This window comes from Variovorax sp. Varisp46, from assembly GCF_059491885.1.
In genome coordinates, this window is the sequence record NZ_CP168515.1 from 1,114,261 (window position 1) to 1,135,185 (window position 20,925).

Sequence of the window (20,925 nt, forward strand, 5' to 3'; positions counted from 1 at the left end):
GCGAGTGCCCGCGGCGCGCGAGGAGAATCGCGCCATGAGCTTTGAAGTGGACATCGGCTACAGCAGCCAGCGCGGACCGCGCGAGCTGAATGAAGACTTCGCCGGCGCGGTGCATGCGCCGCGGGGCGACGAGGCGCGCGGCCTCATCGCGGCCATTGCCGATGGCGTGTCCAGCGGCGGGCACGGCCGCGAGGCGGCGCAGACCACGGTGATGGGCCTGCTGGCCGACTACTTCGCCACGCCCGATACCTGGGAGCCGACCGCCGCGCTCGACCGCCTGATCGGCGCGCAGAACGGCTGGCTGGCCGACCACAACCGCCGGCGCCAGGGCAAGGACGGCGGCGGCACGGCGCTCACCACGCTCACCGCACTGGTGCTGCACGGCCAGGGCTACACGCTGGCGCATGTGGGCGACACGCGCGCCTGGCGTGTGCGCGCGGGCGGCGAGCCGGCCGTGCCGCTCACGCAGGACCATGCCTTCGACCATCCCGACATGCGCAGCCGCCTGACGCGCGCCATCGGCCTGGACGACCAGGTGCGCGTCGACTACGTGCAGGGCGACGTGCGCGTGGGCGACTGCTTCGTGCTGAGCTCCGACGGCGTGCATGGCGTGCTCAGGCCGCAGCAGGTGGCCGCGCTCGCCTTGCAGGGCGACGCCGAGGCGGCCAGCGAGGCGCTGGTGCGCGCGGCGCTGGAGGCCGGCACGCGCGACAACGCGACGGCGCTGGTCATCCGCGTGGTGGGGCTCGACGCGCGGCAGCTCGACGACGAACTCGGCGACGGCCGCCGGCTCGCACCACCGCCCGCGCTGAAGGTGGGCGACGTGCTCGACGGCTACGCCATCACCGCGCTGGTGGCCGACACCGGCGTGCACCTGCTGTACCAGGCCAGGCATCCGGCCACGCGCGAGCTGGTCGCGCTGAAGACGCTGCACCCCTCGCGCGCCGGCGACCCGCAGGAGCGCGCGATGCTGGCGCACGAGGCGTGGCTCGGTTTTCGCGTCGGCGGCAACGGCTTCGTGCGCGTGCACGAGCGCGCCGCGGATGCGAGCGCGCTGTACATCGTGTTCGACTGGCACGGCGGCCGTACGCTGGAGCAGCTGCGCAAGGCGAACGCGCGGGGCGCGGTGGGCGAGGTCGTTGCCGCCGCCATCGCACTGAGCCGTGCGCTCGGCCGGCTGCATCGCCAGGGCGTGGTGCACCGCGACATCAAGCCGGGCAACCTGCACCTGGGCGAGGACGGCCGCTGGCGCATCATCGACCTGGGGGTGGCGCTGTCCGGCCGCGAAAGCGCGGCGCAGCGCGAACTGCATGCCGGCACGCCGAGCTACATCAACCCCGAGCAATGGGAGGAGGGTGGCGTCGCCGATGCGGGCAGCGACCTGTTCGCGCTCGGCGTCACGCTGTACCAGTGGCTCACCGGCCACCTGCCTTACGGCGAGATCGAGCCCTACCAGGTGGCGCGCTACCGGCGGGACCCGGTCGCGCTCTCGCGCCTGCGGCCCGACGTGCCGATCTGGCTCGACCACCTGGTGCGCAAGGCCGTCGCCCGCGATCCGCGCGAGCGCTTCGAGACCGCCGAGGAGCTGCTGCTCGCATTGGAGCGTGGTGCCTCCCGCCCGGTGAATGCGCCCGCCGCCACGCCACTGATCCGCCGCGACCCACTTGCGCTCTACCAGCTGGCGCTGGGCGTGTCGATGCTGTTCAACCTCTTGCTGATCGTGTGGCTCCTGTTCCTGCCACGTTGAACGGAGGTCGGCGGGGCGGTTCATGACCGGGCAGCTTTCCGCGAGTTGTTGTTGACTGCGGGCGAAGCATGTACCGGTGCAACGCGCGCTCGGCCACCCTTCTCGGCCCAGGTGCGGGTCCAGCGGATCTGCATCACGCGCATCACGCCCAGCATCGCTAGCGACAGCATGGCGAAGAACACGAAGCCCCACAGGTAGCTGCCCAGATACTGCTTCGACAGGCCCATGGCGTTGGGCACGAGGCCACCGCCCAGCGCGCCGATCTCGCCGATCATCGAGCCGGCCACTGCCGTACTTGCGGGCCAGCGCAGCGGCACCAGCTGGAACAGTGCGCCGTTGCCCGCGCCCAGCGCGGCGAAGCACACGATCAGCACCAGCGTGGTGACGGCCAGCGAGCCCGGCGAGACGCCCACCAGCACGAGGCTCACGGCCACCACCAGCAGCACAACGGTCAGCGTGTTCACGCCGCCCCAGCGGTCGGAAAGCCAGCCGCCCACGATGCGCACCGCCGCGCCCATGAAGGCCGCGAGCATGGTCAGCTGGCCGGCCTGCACCTTGCTCACGCCGAACTGGTCGTAGTAGTAGGAGGGCAGGAAGGTCGTCAGGCCGATGAAGCCGCCGAAGGTCACGCCGTAGATCAGGCTGAACACCCAGCCGTCCTTCTCGAACAGGCAGGCGATGTGCTCGCGAAAGCTCGAATGGGCGTTCACGTCCGGCGGTTCCTTGGCGAACACCACCATCACCACCATGGGAACCAGGATGGCGACCGCGGCCACGCCGTACACCGCCTGCCAGCCCAGCCACAGCGCGAGCGGCGGCGCCACCAGCACCGACACCGCGGTGCCCACGTTGCCAGCGCCCACCAGACCCATGGCCAGGCCCTTGTGCTGCGGCGGGAACCAGCCCGAGCCCAGCGACAGCGCCACGCCGAAGCTCGCGCCCGCGATGCCCAGCAGCACGCCCATGGCGAGCAGGTTGTTGAAGCTCTTCACGAAGAAGAAGCCGAACAGCATCGCCACCGCGATCAGGCCCATCTCGACCAGCGTGGCCTTCTTGCGGCCGATGTACTGCGAGAGGATGCCGAGCGGAAAACGCATCAGCGCGCCCGCGATGATCGGCACCGACAGCATCAGGCCCTTCTGCGCCGGCGAGAGGTTGAAGGTTTCGCCGATGAAGGGCGCCATGGCGCCGTTGAGCACCCAGATGCAGCAGGAGAACGAGAAGTACAGGAAGGCCGCGAACAGCGTCGGACTGTGGCCTGACTGCAAGAAGTTCTTGAAACTGGACATGGCGTTCAAAGGTGCAAAAAGCCGCGGCGCGACCCTGGAGGGGTCGTGTCGACGGACGGGGTTGGAGACGGAGTGCCGGCAGCGGACGCTGTCGGCGTGGGGGCGCGCTCGGCATGTGCGTTGCCGAGCCGGATGCAGGAGCCTGCAGCCTCACCAAAGCGGTGCTTCGTTACACCGCGGTCCGTTCCATGCAAGAGGCATGCCTGCGAATTCGCGCGGGCGTGGCCTATGCTCGCGGTGCGCTCCCACACCGCTTTTCCAAGATGCCCCTTCTCGTTGTCCTGCCCGATGAAACTGCTGGCCCCGTGCTGCCGGAGGCGCTTGCACAGGCGCTGTCCGACGCCAGTCTCGAGGTGGTCGGCTGCGCGGATGCGGGCACCTTCGCGCGGCAGGTCGAGGCGCTGGCCCCGGCCCAGGCCTTGATCTGCCTGCCTTTGCCCACGCCCGCATTGCTCGACGCGCTGCGCGCGTGGTCCGGCGTGCCGCCGTGTGCGCTGAGCTTCGTCGGCGAGCCGTTGAGCGGTGCGCAGCACGAGGAGCTGGTGCAGCTCGGCGTGCAGGCGTGGATGCAGAACGATGCCGTCGATGCCGCATCGCTCGCCGCGCTGGCTGCTCGTGCCCAGGCCCGCTGGCAGCGCGAGAGCGTCTTGCGCACCGAACTGGAGAGCCTGCGCACCCGCATGGACGAGCGCAAGTGGGTCGACCGCGCCAAGGGCCTGCTGATGTCCGCGCGCGGCATCGGCGAGGACGAAGCCTTCGGCCTGCTGCGCGGCGCCGCGATGCACGCCAACCTGCGGCTCGGCGAGGTGTCGCGCTCGGTCATCGAGGCGGCGCAGTGGGCCGACGCGATCAACCGCGCCGGGCAGTTGCGCATGCTCTCGCAGCGGCTGGTGCGCGTGGCGGCGCAGCTGCTGGGCTGCATCGATGCGCAGCGGGCGCGGGTGCTGCGCACGCAGTCCGCCGAGCGGGTGCAGCAGAACCTCGATCACCTGGCGGCCCTCGGGCTCGATGCGGCTGGCGCGCAGGCGCTCATACAGGCGCAAGCCGCCTGGAGCGGGCTGGCTCCGGCCTTGACGGCGCGGCCCACGGCGGCGGGACTGGCCGACGTCGACCAGCGCGCCGAAGTGCTGCTCTCGGCCGCGGAGGCGCTGACCGAGGCGCTCGAAGCCTCGGGCGCGCGGCGTGCGCTGCGCATCGTCAACATCTGCGGACGGCAGCGCATGCGTGCGCAGCGGTTGGCGAAAGACGCGCTGCTCGCTGCCACGCTGAAAGAGAAAGCCGCGAATGCGCGGCTGGTGCCCACCATGGCCGAGTTCGAGGCCGCCTTGCTCGAACTCGAGCGCGCCCCGCTCAGCACCACGGAGATCCGCACCGCGCTGGCCAGCGCCCGCGACGAATGGCTGCGGCTGGTCGGCGGCGTGCACGCGCTCGACAGCGCCGATGGCCGCGCCACGCTCGTTCGCTCCAGCGACGCGCTGGTCGACACCTTCGAGCGCCTCACGGCGTCGTACGAGCACAGCCTCCAGGTGATCATGTCGTGAACCTGGCACACCCCCAGGCTTCGCGCACTGCGTGTCGCTACGCCAAGCCCCTTGCAGGGGGGCAACACCTGCGGCCCGGCAAAGCCGGTTCCGCGGTGTTTGCTGGAAGGAAGGCATGGCTCGACGCGCCTGGGCGCTGTGTCGATCTGTCAGGCCGCGGCCTTCTCCACGTGCGCCTGGCGCGTGTAGAGGAAGTCGATCACCGCCTTGCGCGCGTGCACGTAGGCCGGGTCTTCGGCCAGCTCGACGCGGTTGCGCGGGCGCGGAATGTCCACGGCCAGCACGTCGCCGATGGTGGCGGCCGGACCGTTGGTCAGCATCACGATGCGGTCGCTCAGCAGCACCGCCTCGTCCACGTCGTGCGTGACCATGACCACGGTGCTGTGCGTCTTCTGCACGATGGCCAGAAGCTCGTCCTGCAGCTTGGCGCGGGTGAGGGCGTCGAGCGCGCCGAAGGGCTCGTCCATCAGCAGCACCTTGGGTTCCATCGACAGCGCGCGTGCTATGCCCACGCGCTGCTTCATGCCGCCGGAGATTTCGCCGGGGCGCTTCTGTGCGGCGGGCGTGAGACCCACCAGCGCCAGCGCGGCATCGGTGCGTGCGCGCAACTGCGCCTTGCTCTCGGTGGCCGCGAAGACGCGCTCGACCGCGAGGTAGACGTTCTCGAAGCAGGTGAGCCAGGGCAGCAGCGAATGGTTCTGGAACACCACCGCGCGCTCGGGGCCGGGGCCCTTGATCTCCTTGTTGGCGCACAGCAGTGAACCTTCGCTGGGCGTGGTGAGCCCGGCGATGAGGTTCAGCAGCGTCGACTTGCCGCAGCCCGAGTGGCCGATGAGCGTGATGAACTCGCCCTTGGCCACGTTCAGGTTCACATCGCGCAGCGCGACGAAGCGGCCCTTGGGCGTCTTGAAGGCCTGTTCGACGCCGTGGATCTCGATGTACTTCGAATCATCGATCATGACTTCACCTCTTCGAACGTGAACGCAGTGGCGAGCTTGATGAGCGCAAACTCCAGCACGAGGCCGACGATGCCGATCACGAAGATCGCGATGATGATGTTGGCGACGTTGAGGTTGTTCCACTCGTCCCACACCCAGAAGCCGATGCCGACGCCGCCCGTGAGCATCTCGGCCGCCACGATCACCAGCCACGCGGTGCCCACGGCCAGCCGCACGCCGGTCAGCATGTAGGGCAGCACGGCGGGGAACAGGATCTTCGTGAGGATCTTCCATTCGCTGAGGTTCAGCACCTTGGCCACGTTCATGTAGTCGCTAGGCACGCGCTGCACGCCCACGGCGGTGTTGATGACCATCGGCCAGATCGAGCAGATGAAGATGGTCCAGATGGCGGCCGGGTTGGCGCCCTTGAACACCAGCAGGCCGATGGGCAGCCACGCCAGCGGCGACACCGGTCGCAGCAGGCTGATGAGCGGGTTGAACATGCGCGAGAGGAACTCGAAGCGCCCGATCGCGAAGCCGGCCGGAATGCCGACCAGCGCCGCGAGGCCGAAGCCCAGCGCCACGCGCTGCAGCGACGAGAGCACGTTCCAGCCCACGCCCTGGTCGTTCGGCCCCTTGCTGTAGAACGGATCGCTGAACACGGTCACGGCCTGCTGCCAGGTGGCCGCTGGCGTCGGGAAGCCAGTGGTGCTCTTCATGGCCACCACCTCCCAGATCAGCAGCAGCAGGCCGAAGCCTGCGAGCGGCGGCAGCACGCGCATCCAGAAGGCGCGCAGGTCGAGTGGCGTTCTCGGTTTCTGCTCCTTCTCCCTTCTGGGGAGAGGGGTGGGGTGAGAGGCGGCTTCGGCGCGGGGCTTGCCCTCGCCCCGGCCCTCTCCCGCGCGCGGGAGAGGGAGGGAGGCTTCGAGCGGTGAATGAAAAACGGCGCTGACCATGGTGTTCTCCCTATGCATGAAGCTTGAAGGACTCGGCGTACTTCTTCGGATCCTTGCCGTCCCAGACCGAGCCGTCGAACAGCTTGCTGGTGCGCATGGTTTCCTTGGGCACCGGCGTCTGCGTGGCGGCGGCGGCCTGCTTGTAGATGTCGATGCGGTTGATCTCGGTAGCGACCTTCAGGTAGTCGGGGTGCTCCTTCAGCAGGCCCCAGCGCTTGTGCTGCGTGAGGAACCACATGCCGTCCGACAGGTACGGGAAGTTCACGGCGCCGCCGTTGTAGAACTTCATGTGGTTGGGGTCGTCCCAGCTCTTGCCCAGGCCGTTGGTGTAGCGGCCCAGGATGCGCTGGTTGATGGCGTCCACGCTCGTGTTGACGTAGCTCTTGTCGGCGATGGTCTCGGCCATCTTGTTCTTGTTCTGCAGGCCGGTGTCGATCCACTTGCCGGCCTCGAGGATGGCGGCCGTCACGGCGCGTGCGGTGTTCGGGTACTTCTTCGCGAACTCGGCGGTGCAGCCAAGCACCTTCTCGGGGTGGTCTTTCCAGATGTCCTGCGTGGTGATGGCCGTGATGCCGATGCCGTCCATGATGGCGCGCTGGCCCCAGGGCTCGCCCACGCAGTAGCCGTCCATGTTGCCCACGCGCATGTTGGCCACCATCTGCGGCGGCGGCACGGTGATGTTCTTGACGTCCTTGAACGGGTCGATGCCGGCCGAGGCGAGCCAGTAGTACAGCCACATGGCATGCGTGCCGGTGGGGAAGGTCTGTGCGAAGGTGTATTCGCGCTTCTCCGTTGCGATCAGCTTGGCGAGCGAGGCCGCATCGACCGCACCCTTGTCCGAGAGCTTCTTCGACAGCGTGATGGCCTGGCCGTTGTTGTTCAAGGTCATGAGCACGGCCATGTCCTTTTTCGGGCCGCTCAGGCCCAGGTGCATGCCGTAGACCAGGCCGTAGAGCACGTGCGCCATGTCGATGTCGCCGTTGGAGAGCTTGTCGCGCACGCCAGCCCAACTGGCTTCCTTGCTGGGGACGATCTTCACGCCGTACTTCTTGTCGATGCCCAGCACCGAGGCCATCACCACGCTGGCGCAATCGGTCAGCGGGATGAATCCGATCTTCACTTCCTCTTTCTCGGGCTTGTCCGAGCCCTGGGCCCAGACGGCGGCGCGCAGCGCGGGGTCGATGCCCACGGCGCCGATGGCGGCGGCTTGCAGGACGCGGCGTCGGCTGAGGCGGGTTGTGAGCAGGTCGGTCATGGGCGGGGCTCCGGTTGAAGGCGAACAAACAAAAGACAAAAACAAAAAAGGCGTCCGCACCGCGCAGGGGCTGCTCGAAAACGAGCCCTTGCGGGATGGGGACGCCTTTGTCCGGTTCGGTAGCAAGCACCCGCCGTTGGGTGCCGCCTGCCTGAAGACCCATTGGGGGCCTGTGAACGAAATGCTTGCAAGCGGTGTGCCAGCCTTCAGGACCTGGGTGCTGCTATCAAGAAAGTAGCTCGATGCAGTGGCGCAGCACGGGCGAGGGCCCGATCGGGCCGCGCAGCGCCGATCGCACGGTTGTTGTGCACTGCACCAAGTTGAACGGCCGGGGGCGCTTCAGCGAGAGGGCGCGCGGTCGAGCATGGGCAGGTAGTCGGCCATTGCCAGCATCGACTCGGCCACGTCGACCAGCCGCCGCTTCTGGTTCATGGCGGTCTGGCGCAGCATCTTGTGCGCCTCTTCCTCGCTGAGCCGGCGGTGCGCCATCAGCAGGCCCTTGGCGCGCTCGACGATCTTGCGTTCATTGAGCGAGGCGCGCACGGTTTCGAGCTCGTCGCTCATGGCCTGCAGGCGGTGCGACTGCTCCTGGACCATGTCGAGCACCGAGCGTTCGAGGTGGCGGCCGAACTGGGCGGGCGTGGCGGCCTGCGCGTCGGCGTCGTCGAAGAACAGGGCGCCGGCCTGCGGCGCCAGCGTGTCCAGCAGCTGCCGGTAGTCCTGCAACTCGCTGCGCGCCTGCGCGGTCTTGCGTTCGCACAGTGCGCGCAAGACTGCGGCCAGGCGCTCTTCCACGGTCTTCATGGCGTCGATGCGGCGGGTGCAGCAGTCGAACCAGGCCTGGCTAAGCGGTACGTCGGCCGGGGCGGAGGTGGCGCCGCGCCGGCGGATGCGTTCGAGCTCTGCCACTTCGGCGTCAGGCTGGCTGCTGCGCCAGAGCGCGAGCACGGCCTGGCCGGAGAAATCGGTGAACACCTGGAAGCAGCGCTCCTGCGACTCGATCAGGTGCTGCCACTGCAGGCGCTGCGCCTCGTCGCTGCGGCCCAGCGCCAGTGCGGCGGCACCGAAGGCGCGCTCCTGGCCGGCAAATTCCTTGCCCTGCATGAAGTTGAACATCGCGACCAGCAGGCGCGAGATCTCGGGGTCGGTGGCGCCGTCGGCGGCTTCGAACACCACCGACAGCAGGCCGGCAACGAGCTTGGCGAAGGCGGCGGTGGACTGCGCAGGCTGCAGCTCGAGCGCATCGATGCGGCGGCGAAGCGCAGGCAGGGCGTCCAGGCCCGGGAGCACCCAGGCGATGCGGCTGAACAGGCGCGCGCTGTGGCCGGCGCCAGCGCCGCGGTGGTCGTCGGCTTCGAGCTGGTCGAAGCCGGCGCGCACCTCCTGCTCGAGCGCCATGCATTCGGCGATCTGCGGGCCGCGCTGGTCTGCGAAGCGGCCGCCGTGCGACGCGAGGAACATGTTCGACATGCCCCGCTCGCGCTGCAGCGCGTGGACGAGGCGGCCGATCACACCCACCAGCTCGCTGGTGCGGGCGAGCCGGTCCAGCTCGTCGATCTCGCAACGGCGGGCGGCGATCAGAAAACTCAGTCCGGATTTCATGGTGGGAGGGGCGCTGACCCTCTCACTGCAACATCCGTGCCTTGCAGGACGCCGTTTGCCCCTTCGCGGGCGGCCGCACGGGGCGCCGCCTACACTCGGCGCCATGCTCTTGTTGGGAATCGAATCATCCTGCGATGAAACCGGCGTGGCGCTGGTCGAGTCGCACGGCAGCGCGCTGCCGATGCTGCGTTCGCACGCGCTGCACAGCCAGATCGCCATGCACCAGGCCTACGGCGGCGTGGTCCCCGAGCTGGCCAGCCGCGACCACATCCGCCGCGTGCTGCCGTTGACCGAGACGGTCATGGCCGAAGCCGGACGCTCGCTGGCCGAGATCGACGTGGTGGCCTACACGCGCGGGCCGGGCCTGGCGGGCGCACTGCTGGTGGGGGCCGGCGTGGCCTGCGCGCTCGGCGTGGCGCTTGGCAAGCCGGTGCTGGGGGTGCATCACCTAGAGGGACATCTGCTGTCGCCCTTCCTGAGCGCCGATCCGCCGGAGTTTCCGTTCGTCGCGCTGCTGGTGTCGGGCGGCCATACGCAGCTGATGCGGGTGGACGGCGTGGGCCGCTACGAGCTGCTCGGCGAAACCATCGACGACGCGGCCGGCGAGGCCTTCGACAAGAGCGCCAAGCTCATGGGTTTGCCGTACCCCGGCGGACCGTGGCTCGCGAAGCTGGCCGAAGGCGGCAACGCAACGGCCTTCAAGCTGCCGCGGCCGCTGCTGCACAGCGGCGATCTCGATTTTTCCTTTGCCGGCCTGAAGACGGCCGTGCTCACGCAGGCCAAGAAGCTCGGCGACCAGCTCGACGCGAACAAGGCCGACCTGGCGGCGTCCACGCAGGCGGCCATCGTCGAGGTGCTGCTGAAGAAGTCGCTCGCGGCACTCGACCAGACCGGACTCAAGCGGCTGGTGGTGGCAGGCGGGGTGGGGGCCAACAGGAATCTGCGCGAACAGCTGAATGCCGCGTGCGCAAAGCGCAAGGTGCGTGTGCACTACCCCGAGTTGCACCTGTGCACCGACAACGGCGCCATGATCGCCATGGCTGCGGCGATGCGCCTGCAGTCCGGGCTGTCGCAGGCGAGCGAGCGCTATGCCTTCGACGTCAAGCCGCGATGGCCCATGGCGTCGCTCTCGTCGGCTGAGGCGCCGCTGCCGCAGGCTGCGTAGCCGGCTGCCGCGAGCGGCCGATTGCCGGCAGCGGCAGCACGTCCAGCACATTGCGCCACAGCTGGCGCCATTGCGGCCAGTCGTGGCCGCCCTCGATCGTGAAGACGCGCCCCGGCGGCAGGGCGTCGGCCAGCAGCTTGTGGTTGCTGGCAAAGCGGTCGTCCAGCCCGAAGCCCAGGTACAGCGGCGGCAGGTTCTTCGACGGCTTGGCGTCCAGGTACTGCTGGAAGAAGGGCCAGAGCTTGCGGTCGGGCTCCTCGTCGGCCTGCGGTCCGGTGGGCGCCTGCCAGGCGCGCAGGCCGCCGGCCTTCCTGATCTCCGCGCCGAGCACCCGGCGCCCCAGGTAGGGCGCGAGTGCCACGATGCCGTCCACCGAGCCCGGCCGCGCCAGTTCGTGGATCAGCGCGCCGAAGCCGCCGATGGAAATACCCACGAGCCAGATCGACTTGTAGCCCCTGGCACGCTGGGGCTCGATGACCTCGGTGTGCAGGCGCTCGCTCAGCGTTTGCTCGTAGTAGTAGGAAACGTCCGCGTCCACCAGCAGCGCGTCCGCCGCCAGATGGCGCTCGCGCACCGCGGCGATGAACCCTTCGCGCTCGAACTCGTCGGGCTTCAGGTAGGCCCCGGGGAGGAACACCAGGAGCGTGTCGGACTGTTCGTTGGGATCGGCAGGTTGAAGGTGCGTTTTCATGGTGCCTTTTGGGGCACCCGAACCGCACCGGCAGGGAATTCGGTGCGTTACGAGACGCCCACGAAGAAAAAAGTTCTAAGAAAACGTCACATCATGTGACGTTATTCAGCGCTATTGTGAATAAGGTGCTCGTTTAAAGTCAAAACGAGGCCGTTACCAACATTTTCTTCTTGTGGGCATAGGCCAGACTAGTTGATTTGCAACTGTGCGGCCTGGCTCGCGGGCACCAGTTTGCCGAGCTTCAGCGTGAGCACGCCGTTCTCGAGCTTGGCCTCGCTGGTGGCCACGTCGATGTCCTGCGGCAGCTCGTAGGCGGCCTTGAACTGGCGCTTGGCTTCGGCCTTGCTGTCGATGCGCAGTACGGCGCCTTCGATGCTGATCGCGAGGTCTTCGCGCGCAAGGCCCGGCACGTCCAGCGAGAGGGTCCAGCTCTTGTCGTCCTGTTCCACCAGCGGGGAGCGGCGGGGGGCGGCGAAGGCATCGTTCACGAAGCGTTCGAAGGCGCGGTCATAGGCGCGGGGAGCGAAGCGGGCGGTGCGAAGGGTGGGGGCGAAAAGCATGGTGAAGAACTCCTGAGTGAACACAATGGGGACAAGGAATGTGTGTCCCTTACACTGCGCGGCCGTTCCATCGTGAGTGCCGCTTGAGACCTCATCTAGGCGCATCGGCACGCGTTTCAAGACAATGAATCTCCCCTTTATTTGGCGTCGCGAGGCCTTGAAATTCGCGGCGCTGGCGCTATGCGCGAGGCCGTTCGCCGCGCTGGCGCAGGCGGCCCCGCCCGCACCCATTCGCCTGGCGCTGATCGAAAGCATGAGCGGCCCGTTCGCCAACACCGGCGAGGCCGTGTTCCGCAACCTGCTGTGGGCGGTGGAGCGCGTGAATGCGCGCGGCGGCGTGAAGCTGCCCGGCGGCGCGCGTCCGTTGCAGCTCGACCGCTACGACAGCAAGGGGCAGAACGAGGAGGCGCTTTCCGCGCTGCGCGCCGCGATGGACGACGGCGCGCGCATCGTGCTGCAGGGCAATTCGTCGGCCACGGCCTCGGCGCTGGTCGATGCCATCGACAAGAACAACGAGCGCGATCCCGCGCGCCGCGTGGTCTTCCTCAACTACGCGGCCGTCGACCCGGCGCTCACGAACGAGCGTTGCAGCTTCTGGCACTTCCGCTTCGACGCGCATGCCGACATGCGCGTGGCTGCGCTGATGGATGTGGTGAGGGACGATGCCGCGCTCAAGCGCGTCTACCTGATCGGCCAGGACTACAGCTTCGGCCAGGCCGTGCTGCGCGAGGCGCGCCGGCAGCTCGGTGCGCAGCGCCCCGACGTGGAGATCGTGGGCGACGAACTGCATCCGATGGGCAAGGTGAAGGACTTCGCGCCCTACGCCACCAAGATCATCGCGAGCGGCGCGCAGGCCGTGGTCACGGGCAACTGGGGCAACGACCTCACGCTGCTCGTGAAGGCGGCACGCGAGGCGGGCTTCAACGGTACTTTCTATACCTTCTACGGCAATGCGCTGGGGGCACCGGCCGCCATCGGCGATGCGGGCATCGGCCGCGTGATCGCCGTGGCCGACTGGCTGCCCAACGTGCAGACGGCGCAGTCCGAAACCTTCTACCGAGCCTTCCGCACGCGCTTTCCGAAGCCGGCCGACGACTATGTGCACATGCGGCTGCAGCTGATGATCGAAGCGCTCGTGCAGGCCATCGAGCGTGCGGGCAGTGCCGACGCGGTGCCGATGGCGCGCGCGCTGGAGCAGGCCGACGTGAGCCTGTACGGCCAGCGCGGGCGCATGCGCGCGACGGACCATCAGTTCCAGCAGCAGCTCGTCGTCGGCGTGATGGACCGGCAGGGCAGGCCGGGCGTGCAGTTCGACGTCGAGGGCTCGGGCTACGGCTTCCGTGTGGTCAAGACGATTCCCGCCGAGCGCGCCGAACTGCCGACCTCGTGCAAGATGAAGAAACCTTGAACTTGGCTCTCCCCGCAGGCTTCGCGCACTTCGTGTCGCTTCTCCCTCCCCCTCACCGCGAGCAACACCTGCGGCCCGGCAAAGCCGGTTCCGCGGCGTTCCTGAAAAAAGAAAGGTATTTCCATGCGTTCTGCGATCCATCAGCTTGAAGCGTCGAAGATCCGCGAAGTCGCCAACGCCGGCATGGGCCGCGACGACGTGCTGGCCTTCTGGTTCGGCGAAAGCGACGAAGTCACGCCCGAGGTGATCCGCCAGGCGGCCATCGATTCGCTGCAGCGAGGCGAGACCTTCTACGCCCACAACCTTGGCCTGCCCGAGCTGCGCGAAGCCATCGCGCGCTACACGAGCGGGCTGCATCCGGCGGTCGATGCCTCTCGCATCGCCGTCACCTCGGGCGGCGTGAGCGCGCTGATGCTCGCGGTGCAGGCGCTGGTCGATGCGGGCGACGAAGTGGTCGCCGTGACGCCGGTGTGGCCCAACCTGACGGCTCAGCCCGCCATCATGGGCGCGCGCGTTCGTACCTTGCCGCTGGTGCCGGTGAACGGGCAGTGGACGCTCGACCTGCCCGCGCTGCGCGCGGCGGTCACTTCGAAGACGAAGCTGCTGATCGTCAACGCGCCCAACAATCCCACGGGCTGGACCATGACGCGCGACGAGCAGCAGGCCGTGCTCGACCACTGCCGCCAGACCGGCACGTGGATCCTCGCCGACGAGGTGTACGAGCGCCTGTACTACGAGCCGACGCCCAATGCCTGCGCGCCGAGCTTCCTCGACATCTCGAAGCCCGACGACCGGCTCGTCGTCACGCACAGCTTCTCGAAGAGCTTCTTGATGACGGGCTGGCGCCTGGGCTGGCTGGTGCTGCCGTCGTCGATGGTGGACGACATCGGCAAGCTGATCGAGTTCAACACCTCGTGCGCCAGCGTGTTCACGCAGCGCGCCGCCATCACTGCCATCGAACACACGAGCGAGATCACGCCGCGCGTGGTGGCGCACCTGAAGCACTGCCGTGACACGCTGGTGCCGCTGCTGGCGGCGCTGCCGGGCGTGCAGGTGGCTTCGGCCAAGGGTGGCATGTATGCCTTCTTCCGGCTCGAAGGCTTCGGCGATTCGCTCGAAGTGGCCAAGCGGCTGGTCGCCGAGGCGGGCCTGGGGCTCGCGCCGGGCAATGCCTTCGCGCCCGAGGCGCAGGGATGGCTGCGCTGGTGCTTTGCCTCGAAAGACCCGCAGCGGCTGGTGAAGGGCGTGGAGCGCCTGCGCAACTGGCTGGCGGAGCAGCCGCAGCGCAAGGGCTGATCCGGCCGTCTGCAATTTCGTTCAATACGCGGCGCGACCGGACCGCGAAGCTCGGACTTTTCTCGAAAGCGAAAGGTCTGGCATGTCGGAACGGTTGAAGGGAATGGCGCTGTGCGCGCTGGCGATGGTCACGGTGGGTAGCACGGTGGTGGCCAGCAAGGTCATCGCAGGCGGACTCCCGCCGTTCACCGCGACCGCGCTGCGGTTCGCGATGGCGCTGCCGGTGTTTCTCCTGCTGCTGCGGCTGACGCGCACGCCTTGGCCTCGCCCCGACCGGCGCGACCTGGTGCTGCTCTTGTTCCAGGCGGGTTTGGGCAGCGTGGGCTATACGGTGCTGCTGATCCTTGGTGTGAGGTGGGCGCCGGCCGCCAGCGCGGGCGTGGTGGCCGGGACGCTGCCTGCCGTTGCGGCGCTGGCGGCGGTGCTGGCTTTGCGCGAGCGGCCGGGGCGATATCTGGTGGGCAGCATCGTGCTGGCGACGGCAGGGGTGCTGGCAATCAGCTGGCCGGGCGAAGGCTCAGCAGGGGACTCCAAATCGGCCGCGGCGTTCGCCGGCAACCTGCTGATACTGGGTGCGGTCGTGTGTGAGGCAATGTTCATCCTGCTCAACAAGCGGCTGCGGGTGCCGGTGCGGCCGCTGGCGCTGTCGACGTTGATGACGGCCTTCGGGCTCCTGCTGTCGCTGGTTCCGGCGCTGTTCGAGCGGGCCTGGGAGCGCCCGTTGCCGAACGATGCGCTGATCGGCGTCGCCTACTACGCGCTGGTGCCGACGGTGCTGGGCTTCGTCCTCTGGTTTGCCGGGGCGGCCAGGCTGAAAGGGGCCGAAGCGGCGCTTTTCACTGCGCTCCTGCCGATTTCCGCACTGATACTGGCTGCCCTCTGGCTGGGGGAAAGTATCAGCCTGGCGCAGATCGGCGGGGCCGCCTGCGTGCTCGGCGCGGTAGGCCTGGCTTCGCTCGATGGCAGGAGTGGCAAGGGGCTCGACCCGGCAGCGGCCCCTTCGTGAAACACCGAGGAACCGGCTTTGCCGGGCCTCAGGTGTTGCCCCCGGTAGGGGGTAGGCGAAGCGACACGAAGTGCGCGCAGCCTGGGGGCGAGCTATAATTCCAAGGCTTTGCATGCCGCAAGGCGCACGGTGAGGGCAGTTCCAGCGCTCACCGCAAGTCAAACACCTAGGAATCAAGGAAATCATCATGATCGCAGCCTCCATCAAGGCCGAAGTCGTCAAGGACAACGCCCGCGCCGCCAACGACACCGGCAGCCCCGAAGTGCAAGTCGCACTGCTGACCGCCCGCATCAACGAGCTCACCCCCCACTTCAAGACGCACGCCAAGGACCACCACGGCCGTCGCGGCCTGCTGCGCATGGTGAGCCGCCGCCGCAAGCTCCTCGACTACCTCAAGTCCAAGGACGCCGACCGCTACACCGCGCTGATCGCCAAGCTGGGTCTGCGCAAGTAAATCGAATCGCATGAAAAAACGCCTGGGTTAGTCCGCTAGCTCAGGCGTTTTTTACTTCGCGATCCACTTTCGGAGTGCCAAACAGAGCGAAGCTGTGTCATTCCAATGAAGTTCCCTCCGAGCTTCGCTGGAATGGCATCGTGTTCTGAGACAGCCTCCGCCCCTTGCGAACCCTGAGTGGTTCGCTACTAAAACAGGAGCAAACATGAGCCTCTTCAACAAAGTCACCAAGTCCTTCCAATGGGGCGACAAGACCGTCGTCATGGAAACGGGCGAAGTCGCCCGCCAGGCCAATGGCGCCGTGCTGGTCGACATCGACGGCACCGTGATCCTGGCGACCGTGGTCGCCTCCAAGTCGGCCAAGCCCGGCCAGGATTTCTTCCCGCTGACCGTCGACTACATCGAGAAGACCTACGCCGCGGGCAAGATCCCCGGCAGCTTCTTCAAGCGCGAAGCCAAGCCCAGCGAACATGAAACGCTGACCAGCCGCCTGATCGACCGTCCGATCCGCCCGCTGTTCCCCGAAGGCTTCCTGAACGAAGTGCACGTGGTCATCCACACCGTGTCGCTGAACCCTGAAGTCGACGCCGACATCGCCGCCATGATCGGCGTGAGCGCAGCGCTCGCCATCTCCGGCATTCCGTTCAGCGGCCCGATCGGCGCCGCCCGCGTGGGCTACATCAACGGCCAGTACGTGCTGAATCCGGGCCAGACCGCCCGCAAGGATTCGCAGATGGACCTGGTCGTCGCCGGCACGCAAGCCGCCGTGCTCATGGTCGAGTCCGAAGCGCAGCAGCTCAGCGAAGAAGTCATGCTGGGTGGCGTGGTGTTCGGCCATGAACAAGCCAACATCGCCATCAACGCGATCCATGACCTCGTGCGCGACGCCGGCAAGCCGGTGTGGGACTGGCAGGCGCCCGCCGAAGACGAAGCCTTCGTCGCCAAGGTCAAGGGCCTGGCCGAAGAAAAGCTGCGCGCGGTCTACCAGATCCGCAGCAAGCAAGCCCGCACGCAGGCCCTGCGCGAAGCCAATGCCAGCGTGATGAACACGCTGAAGGAAGGCGGCGAGCCCTTCGACGCCGGCAAGGTCAACGACCTGCTGTTCGCCATCGAATCGAAGATCGTGCGCAGCCAGATCCTGTCGGGCGAACCCCGCATCGACGGCCGCGACACGCGCACCGTGCGCCCCATCGAGATCCGCAACTCCGTGCTGCCGCGCACCCACGGTTCGGCCCTGTTCACGCGCGGTGAAACCCAGGCGCTGGTCATCACCACGCTCGGCACCGAACGCGATGCACAGCGCATCGACGCGCTGGCCGGCGAGTACGAAGACCGCTTCCTGTTCCACTACAACATGCCTCCCTTCGCCACCGGCGAAGTGGGCCGCATGGGCTCGACCAAGCGCCGCGAAATCGGCCACGGCCGCCTCGCCAAGCGCGCGCTCGTCGCCGTGCTGCCGACCAAGGAAGAATTCCCGTACACGGTTCGCGTGGTGTCGGAAATCACCGAGTCGAACGGCTCCTCGTCGATGGCTTCGGTCTGCGGCGGCTGCCTGTCGATGATGGACGCCGGCGTGCCCATGAAGGCGCACGTGGCCGGTATCGCCATGGGCCTGATCAAGGAAGACAACCGCTTCGCGGTGCTGACCGACATCCTGGGCGACGAAGATCACCTGGGCGACATGGACTTCAAGGTTGCGGGCACCACCAACGGCATCACCGCGCTGCAGATGGACATCAAGATCCAGGGCATCACCAAGGAAATCATGCAGGTCGCCTTGGCGCAAGCCAAGGAAGCGCGCATGCACATCCTGGGCAAGATGCAGGAAGCGATGGGCGAGGCCAAGGCCGAAGTCTCCAGCTTCGCCCCGCGCCTGACCACGCTGAAGATCAACCCCGAGAAGATCCGCGACGTGATCGGCAAGGGCGGTTCGGTCATCCGCGGCCTGCAGGAAGAAACCGGCACGACGATCAACATCGACGAAGACGGCACCATCACCATCGCCTCGACCGACCCGGAAAAGGCCGAACTGGCCAAGAAGCGCATCGAGCAGATCACGGCCGAAGTCGAAATCGGCAAGGTCTACGAAGGCCCGGTCACCAAGATCCTGGACTTCGGTGCGCTCATCAACCTGCTGCCCGGCAAGGACGGCCTGCTGCACATCAGCCAGATCGCGCACGAGCGCGTCGAGAAGGTGACCGACTACCTGAGCGAAGGCCAGATCGTGAAGGTCAAGGTTCTGGAAACCGACGAAAAGGGCCGCGTCAAGCTGTCCATGAAGGCCCTGACCGAGCGTCCGGCCGGTATGGAATACGGCGAGCGCCCGCCGCGTGAAGACCGTGGTGATCGCGGCGACCGCGGCGGCGACCGCCGCGAGCGTTCGGACCGTGGCGACCGTGGCGGTGACCGCGGCGGCGATCGTGGCGAGCGCGCACCGCGCTTCAACGACCAGCAGCAGGCTCCGGCCGGCGAGCAGTCGCAGGCCCCGCGCGAGCCTCAGGAGTAAGAAGGGCGCAACGGCGGTTCACTGCCGCCGTTGCAATCTTTTGAACGTCAAGCTTCGCCCCATCTGCGGGCGTTGGAGGCCGAAAGACCATGAAAGCCATTGAAATCACTTCGTACGGCGCCCCTGAGGTGCTGCGCGTGGCCGATCGTCCCGATCCGGTGGCGGGTGTGGGCGAGCTGCTGATTCGCGTTGCGGCCAGTGGTGTCAACCGGCCCGACGTGCTGCAGCGGATGGGCCACTATCCGGTGCCGCCGGGTGCATCCGATCTGCCGGGCCTCGAGGTGGCCGGCGAGATCGTCTCTGGCGATGCCGCGGCGCTGGCCGAGGCGGGGTTCAAGGTTGGTGATCGTGTCTGTGCGTTGATCGCTGGCGGTGGCTATGCGCAGCTGTGCGTGGCGCCCGTGGCGCAATGCCTGCCGGTGCCGAAGGGTTGGAGCGATGTCGATGCGGCCTCGCTGCCCGAAACCTTCTTCACCGTGTGGAGCAATGTGTTCGAACGCGGCCGTCTGCAAAAAGGCGAGACGCTGCTGATCCAGGGCGGCTCGAGCGGCATCGGCGTCACGGCGATCCAGATCGCCAAGGCGCTGGGTGCGACGGTGATCGTCACGGCCGGCAGCGACGACAAGTGCGAAGCCTGCAAGAAGCTGGGGGCCGACCACGCCATCAACTACCGCACGAGCGATTTCGTCGAAGAGGCGAAGAAGCTCACCGGCGGCAAGGGTGTGGACGTGATCCTCGACATGGTCGCAGGCGACTACGTGGCGCGCGAGATCGAGTGCCTGGCCGAAGACGGCCGGCTCGTGATCATCGCGGTGCAGGGCGGCGTGAAGAGCCAGATCAATGCGGGCCTCGTGCTGCGCAGGCGCCTCACGATCACCGGCTCGACGCTGCGGCCTCGGCCGGTGGCCTTCAAGGGCGCCATTGCCAAGGCCCTGCGCGAAAAGGTGTGGCCGCTGCTGGAAAGCGGTGCCATCAAGCCCGTGATCCACAGCACCTTTGCAGCAGCGGGCGAGCCTAGCGGCGCAGCCCAGGCTCATGCGCTGATGGAATCGAACCAGCACATCGGCAAGATCGTGCTGACATGGTGACGGGAAGAACGCGATGACAACCAAGAAGAAGCTGATCGCCGGCAACTGGAAGATGAACGGCAGCCTCGCTGCCAACGAGGCGCTGGTGAAAGCCTTGCAGCAAGGCCTGGCCGCAAGCCCGGCCGCGTGCGACGTGGCGCTGTGCGCGCCCGCGCCGTACTTCGCCCAGCTGCAATCGCTGCTGGCGGGCTCGCCGGCACTGGCGCTCGGTGCGCAGGACATCTCGGCGCATCCGCAAGGTGCATTCACCGGCGAGCAATCGGCGGCGATGCTGAAGGATTTCGGCGTGCGCTATGCGATCGTCGGTCACTCGGAGCGCCGGCAATACCATGGCGAGACCGATGAGGCCGTGGCGGCGAAAACCGCTGCGGCATTGGCCAATGGCATCACGCCGATCGTCTGTGTCGGCGAAACGCTGGCGCAGCGCGAAGCAGGGCAGACCGAAGAGGTCGTCAAGCGCCAGCTGGCTGCAGTGATTCACGTGAACGGCCATTGCATCAGCGAGATCGTCGTGGCGTATGAGCCCGTCTGGGCCATCGGCACCGGCAAGACGGCCACGCCGGAGCAGGCGCAAGCGGTGCATGCCGTGCTGCGCGCGCAACTGCATCACGCGGCGAGCGAGCATGCAGCGGGCATCCAGATTCTTTATGGCGGCAGCATGAATGCGGCCAATGCCGCCGAACTGCTGGCGCAGGCCGACATCGACGGCGGCCTTATCGGTGGCGCGTCGCTCAAGGCGCCCGATTTTCTGCAGATCATTTCTGCCGCTGCGCGCTGAATGCGCAACGGCTGTATCAATTAGGAGTAAGAACGAATGAACGTGGTCCTCAACCTTCTGGTCGGCGTGCAGATGCTGGCAGCCCTCGCAATGATCGGCCTGATCCTGGTCCAGCATGGCAAGGGCGCCGACATGGGCGCAGCCTTCGGCAGCGGCAGCGCCGGCAGCCTGTTCGGCGCCAGCGGCAGTGCCAACTTTCTCTCGCGCACAACGGCCGTGCTTGCTGCCGTGTTCTTCGCCTGCACGCTGCTGCTGGCCTATTTCAGCCATGCACGTCCCGCAGGCGGCGGCAGTCTTCTGGAGCGCGCCGCGGTGGGTGCACCTGCTGCGCCGGCTTCCGGCGCGGCTGGTGAAATTCCTGGCGCGGCAGCTCCCAGCGCCCCCGCTTCGGCTCCTGTAGCCCCGGTTTCGGGTGCGGGCCAGATCCCCGGCAAGTAATCAACTCGTTTTCATGAGTTGCCCGTGAGAAATGGCTTCATTTCAGGGTAAACTCTAAATCTGTTCGGAAAGCCAAATGCCTCTTGCAGGTACCTCATGCCATCCGAACAGCAAAAAACCGCGGTCGTGGTGAAATTGGTAGACACGCTATCTTGAGGGGGTAGTGGCGAAAGCTGTGCGAGTTCGAGTCTCGCCGACCGCACCAAA

18 protein-coding genes and 1 tRNA gene are annotated in these 20,925 nt (G+C 67.3%); 12 read left to right on the forward strand and 7 right to left on the reverse strand.

The annotated features are described in order from the left end of the window. Positions 1-34: 34 nt before the first annotated feature. Positions 35-1,747, forward strand: a complete 1,713-nt coding sequence (locus tag ACEN9N_RS05240) for a bifunctional protein-serine/threonine kinase/phosphatase (RefSeq protein ID WP_495655513.1) — start codon at positions 35-37, stop codon at positions 1,745-1,747. 20 nt (positions 1,748-1,767) lie between these two features. Here ACEN9N_RS05240 and ACEN9N_RS05245 read toward each other — a convergent pair whose 3' ends face one another. After that, complete coding sequence (locus ACEN9N_RS05245; protein ID WP_413312568.1) at positions 1,768-3,036, reverse strand: MFS transporter; 1,269 nt, start codon at positions 3,034-3,036, stop codon at positions 1,768-1,770. Positions 3,037-3,299: 263 nt separating this feature from the next. Between ACEN9N_RS05245 and ACEN9N_RS05250 the strand changes: the two genes are divergently transcribed. Beyond that, on the forward strand, positions 3,300-4,577 hold the full coding sequence (locus ACEN9N_RS05250; protein ID WP_495655514.1) for an ANTAR domain-containing protein: 1,278 nt from the start codon (positions 3,300-3,302) through the stop codon (positions 4,575-4,577). Between the two features lie 149 nt (positions 4,578-4,726). Here the strand turns inward: ACEN9N_RS05250 and ACEN9N_RS05255 are convergent, their stop codons facing one another. From ACEN9N_RS05255 to ACEN9N_RS05270, 4 genes are all read right to left on the reverse strand, one after another. Further along, positions 4,727-5,536 (reverse strand): ABC transporter ATP-binding protein, encoded by an 810-nt coding sequence (locus tag ACEN9N_RS05255; protein ID WP_413312566.1) that lies wholly within the window; start codon positions 5,534-5,536, stop codon positions 4,727-4,729. Further along, a complete protein-coding gene (ntrB, locus tag ACEN9N_RS05260; RefSeq protein ID WP_413312565.1) occupies positions 5,533-6,471 on the reverse strand; it encodes a nitrate ABC transporter permease in 939 nt (312 codons plus the stop codon). Before ntrB ends, ACEN9N_RS05255 begins: the two co-directional genes overlap by 4 nt. Positions 6,472-6,481: 10 nt before the next feature. Continuing rightward, positions 6,482-7,726, reverse strand: coding sequence for a CmpA/NrtA family ABC transporter substrate-binding protein (locus ACEN9N_RS05265; RefSeq protein WP_413312564.1), 1,245 nt, complete (start codon positions 7,724-7,726; stop codon positions 6,482-6,484). 339 nt (positions 7,727-8,065) lie between these two features. Then, complete coding sequence (locus ACEN9N_RS05270; RefSeq protein WP_007838171.1) at positions 8,066-9,328, reverse strand: nitrate regulatory protein; 1,263 nt, start codon at positions 9,326-9,328, stop codon at positions 8,066-8,068. Positions 9,329-9,431: 103 nt separating this feature from the next. Between ACEN9N_RS05270 and tsaD the strand changes: the two genes are divergently transcribed. Further along, the gene (gene tsaD / locus ACEN9N_RS05275) at positions 9,432-10,493 is read left to right on the forward strand and encodes a tRNA (adenosine(37)-N6)-threonylcarbamoyltransferase complex transferase subunit TsaD (protein ID WP_413312562.1); all 1,062 of its coding nucleotides are present in this window, start codon (positions 9,432-9,434) and stop codon (positions 10,491-10,493) included. On the opposite strand, the gene ACEN9N_RS05280 is transcribed toward tsaD, so the two are convergent. Further along, positions 10,429-11,184, reverse strand: coding sequence for an alpha/beta hydrolase-fold protein (locus ACEN9N_RS05280; protein ID WP_413312561.1), 756 nt, complete (start codon positions 11,182-11,184; stop codon positions 10,429-10,431). The two genes, tsaD and ACEN9N_RS05280, sit on opposite strands and share 65 nt — an antisense overlap. Positions 11,185-11,372: 188 nt before the next feature. Further along, the gene (locus tag ACEN9N_RS05285) at positions 11,373-11,744 is read right to left on the reverse strand and encodes an Hsp20/alpha crystallin family protein (RefSeq protein WP_413312560.1); all 372 of its coding nucleotides are present in this window, start codon (positions 11,742-11,744) and stop codon (positions 11,373-11,375) included. Between the two features lie 124 nt (positions 11,745-11,868). Here ACEN9N_RS05285 and ACEN9N_RS05290 point away from each other — a divergent pair, with 124 nt between their 5' ends. The 9 genes from ACEN9N_RS05290 (at position 11,869) to ACEN9N_RS05330 (ending at position 20,923) form a co-directional block, all read left to right on the forward strand. Next, a complete protein-coding gene (locus tag ACEN9N_RS05290) occupies positions 11,869-13,152 on the forward strand; it encodes a branched-chain amino acid ABC transporter substrate-binding protein (protein WP_495655515.1) in 1,284 nt (427 codons plus the stop codon). A gap of 123 nt (positions 13,153-13,275) precedes the next feature. Continuing rightward, complete coding sequence (locus ACEN9N_RS05295; protein WP_413331847.1) at positions 13,276-14,448, forward strand: pyridoxal phosphate-dependent aminotransferase; 1,173 nt, start codon at positions 13,276-13,278, stop codon at positions 14,446-14,448. Positions 14,449-14,530: 82 nt separating this feature from the next. Then, positions 14,531-15,454, forward strand: a complete 924-nt coding sequence (locus tag ACEN9N_RS05300) for a DMT family transporter (RefSeq protein WP_495655516.1) — start codon at positions 14,531-14,533, stop codon at positions 15,452-15,454. A 187-nt stretch (positions 15,455-15,641) separates the two neighbouring features. Next, a complete protein-coding gene (gene rpsO, locus ACEN9N_RS05305) occupies positions 15,642-15,908 on the forward strand; it encodes a 30S ribosomal protein S15 (protein ID WP_007837783.1) in 267 nt (88 codons plus the stop codon). Positions 15,909-16,113: 205 nt separating this feature from the next. Continuing rightward, entirely contained in the window at positions 16,114-18,414 is a 2,301-nt protein-coding gene (pnp, locus tag ACEN9N_RS05310; RefSeq protein WP_495655517.1) for a polyribonucleotide nucleotidyltransferase, read from the forward strand. Between the two features lie 89 nt (positions 18,415-18,503). After that, on the forward strand, positions 18,504-19,502 hold the full coding sequence (locus tag ACEN9N_RS05315) for an NAD(P)H-quinone oxidoreductase (RefSeq protein ID WP_413312556.1): 999 nt from the start codon (positions 18,504-18,506) through the stop codon (positions 19,500-19,502). A 13-nt stretch (positions 19,503-19,515) separates the two neighbouring features. Beyond that, on the forward strand, positions 19,516-20,280 hold the full coding sequence (gene tpiA / locus ACEN9N_RS05320) for a triose-phosphate isomerase (RefSeq protein ID WP_007837775.1): 765 nt from the start codon (positions 19,516-19,518) through the stop codon (positions 20,278-20,280). Between the two features lie 36 nt (positions 20,281-20,316). Beyond that, positions 20,317-20,718 (forward strand): preprotein translocase subunit SecG, encoded by a 402-nt coding sequence (secG, locus tag ACEN9N_RS05325; RefSeq protein WP_413312555.1) that lies wholly within the window; start codon positions 20,317-20,319, stop codon positions 20,716-20,718. Between the two features lie 120 nt (positions 20,719-20,838). Further along, positions 20,839-20,923, forward strand: a tRNA-Leu gene (locus ACEN9N_RS05330). The last annotated feature ends 2 nt before the right edge of the window (positions 20,924-20,925 follow it).

Bases quoted from the DNA above. Each gene is read 5' to 3' on its own strand.
- ACEN9N_RS05255 (WP_413312566.1), bottom strand. From the start codon at position 5,536: ATGATCGATGATTCGAAGTACATCGAGATCCACGGCGTCGAACAGGCC.
- ACEN9N_RS05300 (WP_495655516.1), top strand. From the start codon at position 14,531: ATGTCGGAACGGTTGAAGGGAATGGCGCTGTGCGCGCTGGCGATGGTC.
- ACEN9N_RS05285 (WP_413312560.1), bottom strand. From the start codon at position 11,744: ATGCTTTTCGCCCCCACCCTTCGCACCGCCCGCTTCGCTCCCCGCGCC.
- ACEN9N_RS05270 (WP_007838171.1), bottom strand. From the start codon at position 9,328: ATGAAATCCGGACTGAGTTTTCTGATCGCCGCCCGCCGTTGCGAGATC.
- pnp (WP_495655517.1), top strand. From the start codon at position 16,114: ATGAGCCTCTTCAACAAAGTCACCAAGTCCTTCCAATGGGGCGACAAG.
- ntrB (WP_413312565.1), bottom strand. From the start codon at position 6,471: ATGGTCAGCGCCGTTTTTCATTCACCGCTCGAAGCCTCCCTCCCTCTC.
- ACEN9N_RS05295 (WP_413331847.1), top strand. From the start codon at position 13,276: ATGCGTTCTGCGATCCATCAGCTTGAAGCGTCGAAGATCCGCGAAGTC.
- secG (WP_413312555.1), top strand. From the start codon at position 20,317: ATGAACGTGGTCCTCAACCTTCTGGTCGGCGTGCAGATGCTGGCAGCC.
- ACEN9N_RS05315 (WP_413312556.1), top strand. From the start codon at position 18,504: ATGAAAGCCATTGAAATCACTTCGTACGGCGCCCCTGAGGTGCTGCGC.
- tsaD (WP_413312562.1), top strand. From the start codon at position 9,432: ATGCTCTTGTTGGGAATCGAATCATCCTGCGATGAAACCGGCGTGGCG.
- rpsO (WP_007837783.1), top strand. From the start codon at position 15,642: ATGATCGCAGCCTCCATCAAGGCCGAAGTCGTCAAGGACAACGCCCGC.
- tpiA (WP_007837775.1), top strand. From the start codon at position 19,516: ATGACAACCAAGAAGAAGCTGATCGCCGGCAACTGGAAGATGAACGGC.
- ACEN9N_RS05265 (WP_413312564.1), bottom strand. From the start codon at position 7,726: ATGACCGACCTGCTCACAACCCGCCTCAGCCGACGCCGCGTCCTGCAA.
- ACEN9N_RS05290 (WP_495655515.1), top strand. From the start codon at position 11,869: ATGAATCTCCCCTTTATTTGGCGTCGCGAGGCCTTGAAATTCGCGGCG.
- ACEN9N_RS05280 (WP_413312561.1), bottom strand. From the start codon at position 11,184: ATGAAAACGCACCTTCAACCTGCCGATCCCAACGAACAGTCCGACACG.
- ACEN9N_RS05240 (WP_495655513.1), top strand. From the start codon at position 35: ATGAGCTTTGAAGTGGACATCGGCTACAGCAGCCAGCGCGGACCGCGC.
- ACEN9N_RS05245 (WP_413312568.1), bottom strand. From the start codon at position 3,036: ATGTCCAGTTTCAAGAACTTCTTGCAGTCAGGCCACAGTCCGACGCTG.
- ACEN9N_RS05250 (WP_495655514.1), top strand. From the start codon at position 3,300: ATGCCCCTTCTCGTTGTCCTGCCCGATGAAACTGCTGGCCCCGTGCTG.